Raw genomic sequence first — 243 nt, 5'->3', positions numbered from 1 at the left:
GTGCTATGACGACGGCGCCCTCCAAGGCTTCCTTTGCCCGGGCGAACTTTTCCGGAGTGTCCGTCAAAAGGGTCATCAACGGCTCACCCGCCCGGACCAGCGCACCCGGCTTGGCAGGCATTCGAACACCTGCGCCTGCCTGCACCTGATCCTCCTTGCGAGCACGCCCCGCACCCAGACGCCAGGCAGCAACACCCACCGAAAGGGCATCAAGTTCCACAAGCACACCGTCCGCCGGCGCGT

Annotated in this window: 1 pseudogene; it reads right to left on the bottom strand. The window is 65.4% G+C overall.

Going from position 1 to position 243, the window contains the following annotated elements:
• Positions 1–220: pseudogene (locus SB724_RS21555) on the bottom strand (hypothetical protein); the annotation flags it as partial.
• Between the last annotated feature and the right edge of the window lie 23 nt (positions 221–243).

Origin of the sequence: Bacillus sp. SIMBA_031 (genome assembly GCF_046535225.1) — a bacterium.
Taxonomy (GTDB): Bacteria; Bacillota; Bacilli; order Bacillales; family Bacillaceae; genus Bacillus; species Bacillus velezensis.
Note: the sequence above shows the minus strand (reverse complement) of the source record. Positions and strands in the feature narration are given on the sequence as shown.